The sequence below is a fragment of the Streptomyces sp. XY431 genome (assembly GCF_001279805.1).
Classification (GTDB): Bacteria; Actinomycetota; Actinomycetes; order Streptomycetales; family Streptomycetaceae; genus Kitasatospora; species Kitasatospora purpeofusca.
This window is the reverse complement of sequence record NZ_LGDO01000211.1, coordinates 1-4269: the sequence shown is the minus strand read 5'-3', so window position 1 is coordinate 4269 and position 4269 is coordinate 1. Positions and strand designations below refer to the sequence as shown.

The 4269-nt window shown below is 71.5% G+C and carries 2 protein-coding genes; both read left to right on the top strand.

Annotated elements, in window-relative coordinates:
- Positions 1-1195, top strand: a 1195-nt coding sequence (locus tag ADK60_RS46775) for a condensation domain-containing protein (RefSeq protein ID WP_234371188.1), incomplete at its 5' end; no start/stop codon positions are given.
- Positions 1077-4269 (top strand): non-ribosomal peptide synthetase (locus tag ADK60_RS20620; protein WP_234371189.1); only part of this gene is annotated, 3193 nt, incomplete at its 3' end. The genes ADK60_RS46775 and ADK60_RS20620, both read left to right, overlap by 119 nt.

Sequence of the window (4269 nt, the reverse complement as noted above, 5' to 3'; positions counted from 1 at the left end):
CCCGCTCCAGGAGGGCATGCTCTTCCACCACCTGATGGCGGACCAGGCGTCCGAGACGGATGTCTACATGCGGCCGTCGGTGCTGGGGTTCGACTCGCGGGAGCGGGTGGACGCGTTCCTGGACGCCCTGCGGGAGGTGATCGACCGGCACGACATCTACCGCACGGCGTTCGTGTGGGAGGGCCTGGCCGAGCCGGTGCAGGTGGTGTCGCGCCGGGTGGAGCTGCCGGTCCAGGAGGTCGTGCTGGATCCGCGGGGCGCCGACCCGGAGGAGCAGCTGCTGGCGATCGGCGGATCGTGGATGGATCTGACCCGGGCGCCCCTGATGACGGTCCACGTCGCGGCGGAGCCCGGCGGTGACCGCTGGCTGGCACTGCTGCGAACCCACCACCTGGTGCAGGACCACACCTCACGGGACGTGCTGCTCGGGGAGCTTCGGGCGTTCATGTCCGACCGCGCCGACACGTTGCCGGAGCCGCTGCCGTTCCGCGACTTCGTCGCCCAGGCCCGCCTGGGCGTCCCGCGGGAGGAGCACGAGCGGTACTTCGCCGAGCTGCTCGGCGACGTCACCGAGACGACGGCGCCCTTCGGGTCGCTGGACGTGCACGGTGACGGCACCGCCGCGGTGCAGTGCCGGGTTCCCCTCGATGCCGAGGTGGCCGGCCGGGTGCGCGAGGTGGCGCGGCGGCAGGGTGTGAGCCCGGCGACGGTGTTCCACCTGGCGTGGGCGCGGGTGCTGGCCGCGGTGAGCGGTCGTGAGGACGTGGTGTTCGGAACGGTGCTGTTCGGCCGGATGAACGCGGGCGCCGGTTCGGACCGGGTGCCGGGGCCAGTTGGCCGAGCTGCTGGTGCACGAGCACGCGCCGCTGTCGCTGGCGCAGCAGGCGAGCGGGATGACGGGCGGCAGCCCGCTGTTCACCTCGATCTTCAACTACCGGCACAGCGAGGCCGCTGCACAGGGCAGTGGCCCCGGCCTCGCGGGCGTCAGGCTGATGCGCGCGAGCGACCCCACCAACTACCCCGTGAGCGTGGCCGTCGACGACCTCGGGAGCGGCTTCGGCCTGACCGCCGAAGCGGTGGCACCGGCCGATGCGGAGCGGATCTGCGCGCTGTTGCAGGCCGCCGTCACGAACCTCACGGCCGTCCTGGAGGAGGCTCCGCAGACGCGGTTGTCCGCGGTGGGGGTGCTGGGTGAGGTCGAGCGTCGCTCGGTGGTGGAGGAGTGGAACGACACGGCCTTCGAGGTGGCGTCGTCGACGTTGCCCGGGTTGTTCGAGGAGCGGGTGGCACTGGCTCCGGCCGCGGTGGCGGTGGTGGCCGACGGTGTCGAGGTGTCGTACGCGGAGCTGGATGCGCGGGCGAACCGGCTGGCACGTCATCTGATCGGTGTGGGGGTGGGGCCGGAGTCGGTGGTCGCGGTGTGCCTGGAGCGCGGCGTGGACCTGATGGTCTCGTTGCTCGCGGTGGCGAAGGCCGGCGGCGCGTACATGCCGGTGGATCCGGAGTATCCGGCGGAGCGGATCGCGTACATGGTGCGGGACGCCGCTTCGGTGCTGGCTGTTGCGAGCCGGGCTACGGCCGGGGTGCTGGCGGGGTCGGTGCCGGTGGTGGTCCTGGACGATGCCGCGACGGTTGCGGAGCTGGCCGGGCTGTCGGGTGAGGGGGTGACGGATGCCGAGCGCCGGTTGCCGTTGCTTGCGGCGCATCCGGCGTATGTGATCTACACGTCGGGATCGACGGGGCGCCCCAAGGGTGTGCTGGTGTCGCACGCGGGTGTGGCGCACCAGGTGGCGGGTCATGTGCGGTGGTTGGGGGTCGGTGCCGGCTCCAGGGTGGGGCAGTTCGCCTCGGCGGGTTTCGACACCTTCGGGTGGGAGTGGTTCATGGCGCTGCTGTCGGGTGCCGCCTTGGTGGTCATTCCGCAGGACCGGCGGCTGGGCGAGGCGTTGCCGGTGTTCCTGGCGGAGCAGGGGGTGACCCATGTGACGTTGCCGCCGGCGGTGCTGGCGACGCTGGACGCGGGTTCGGTGGACCGTGACGTGGTGGTGGTGACGGCGGGTGAGGCGTGCCCGTCGGAGGTGATGGCGCGCTGGGCCGAGGGTCGCAGGATGTTCAACTCCTACGGCCCGACGGAGACGACGGTGGATGCCACGTTGTGGCGGTGCGATCCGACGTCGCCGGTGGTGGCGATCGGCACGCCGGTGGTCAACACCCGGGTGTACGTGCTGGACGAGTATCTGCAGCCTGTACCGGTCGGTGTGGCGGGCGAGTTGTACGTTGCGGGCGCGGGGCTGGCACGCGGCTACCTGGGCCGTGCGGGGCTGACCGGGGAGCGGTTCGTGGCGAACCCGTTCGGCGCGCCGGGCGAGCGGTTCTACCGCACGGGTGACCGGGCGCGGTGGACGGTCGAGGGGCAGTTGGTGTTCGCGGGGCGAACCGATGATCAGGTGAAGATCCGTGGTTTCCGGATCGAGCCGGGTGAGGTCGAGTCGGTGGTGGTCGGGCACCCGCAGGTCGCGCAGGCGGCGGTGGTGGTGCGTGAGGACGTGCCGGGTGACAAGCGTCTGGTGGCCTACGTGGTGCCGGCCGTTGACGGTACGGGCGAGGAACTGGCCGCCGTGGTGGCTGCTTTCGCGGCCGAGTGGTTGCCGCAGTACATGGTTCCGTCGGCGGTGGTGGTGCTGGAGGAGCTGCCGCTGACGGTGAACGGCAAGGTGGACCGCAAGGCCCTGCCCGCCCCGGACTGCACGGGCCCGGCCGGCACCGGCCGGGCACCCGCGACGCTGCGGGAGGAGCTGCTGTGCCAGGCGTTCGCGCAGGTGCTCGGACTTGACCGTGTCGGGGTCGATGACGAATTCCTCGCGCTGGGTGGTCATTCGCTGTTGGCGATGCGGCTGGTGAGCCGGGTGCGCGCGGTGCTGGGTGTGGAGTTGCCGTTGCGGGTGCTGTTCGAGCGTCCGACGCCGGCCGCGATCGCGGCGTGGATGGGTGAGGCCGGCGAGGGCCGTGCGGCACTGGTGCCGGTGGTGCGTCCGGAGCGGGTGCCGCTGTCGTTCGCGCAGCGTCGACTGTGGTTCCTGGGGCAGTTGGAGGGTCCGAGCGCGACCTACAACATTCCGATGGCGCTGCGGCTGACCGGCGAGTTGGACCGGGAGGCCCTGGCGGAGGCGCTGCGGGATGTGGTGGGTCGGCACGAGGTGCTGCGCACGGTGTTCCCGGTGGCGGATGGCGGGCCGTTCCAGCAGGTGCTGTCGCTGGAGGAGTGCGGCTTCGAGGTGCCGGTCGTGGTGGTCGAGCCGGGCGGACTGGATGCGGCGGTGGCTGGAGCCTCTGGCCACCTGTTCGATCTGGCCGTGCAGATTCCGCTGCGGGCGACGGTGTTCGCGGTGGCTCCGCAGGAGCATGTGCTGGTGGTGCTGGTGCACCACATCGCCAGTGACGGCTGGTCGACCGGTGCGCTGGCGCGGGACATCTCCACGGCGTACACCGCTCGGCTGGAGGGCCGGATGCCCGACTGGGCCGCGCTGCCGGTGCAGTACGCGGACTATGCCCTGTGGCAGCGGGAGTTGCTCGGGAGCGAGGACGATCCGGGCAGTGTGCTGTCTGGGCAGGTGGCGTACTGGCGCGAGGCGTTGGCGGGGGTGCCGGAGGAGTTGGCGCTGCCGGTGGACCGCCAGCGCCCGGCGACGGCTTCGCACCGAGGTGAGAGTGTGGAGCTGGCCGTCTCCGCGCAGACGCACCAGCGACTGGCGGCGCTGGCCCGGGAGCGGGGGGCGACCCCGTTCATGGTGCTGCAGGCGGCGTTGGCGGTGACGTTGAACCGCCTGGGGGCGGGGGTGGACATCCCGATCGGTTCCGCGATCGCCGGGCGCACCGATGAGGCGCTCAACAACCTGGTCGGGTTCTTCGTCAACACCCTGGTGATCCGGACCGACCTGTCCGGTGACCCGACCTTCGACGAGGTGCTGGAGCGGGTGCGTGAGACCAGCCTGCGCGCGTTCGAGAACCAGGACGTCCCGTTCGAGAAGCTGGTGGAGGAGCTGGCGCCGACCCGGTCGCTGGCCCGTCATCCGCTGTTCCAGGTCATGCTCACGGTGCAGAACACGGCTTCGGCGGCGTTGGAGCTGCCTGGGGTGCGGCCCGGGGCGCTTGCCGCAGGTGCGCCGGCGGCGAAGTTCGACCTGGAGGTGAGTCTTGGTGAGGTTTTTGACGAGCGGGGGAGGCCGGCGGGTGTTCGGGGGAGGTTGGTCGCGGCTGCGGATCTGTTCG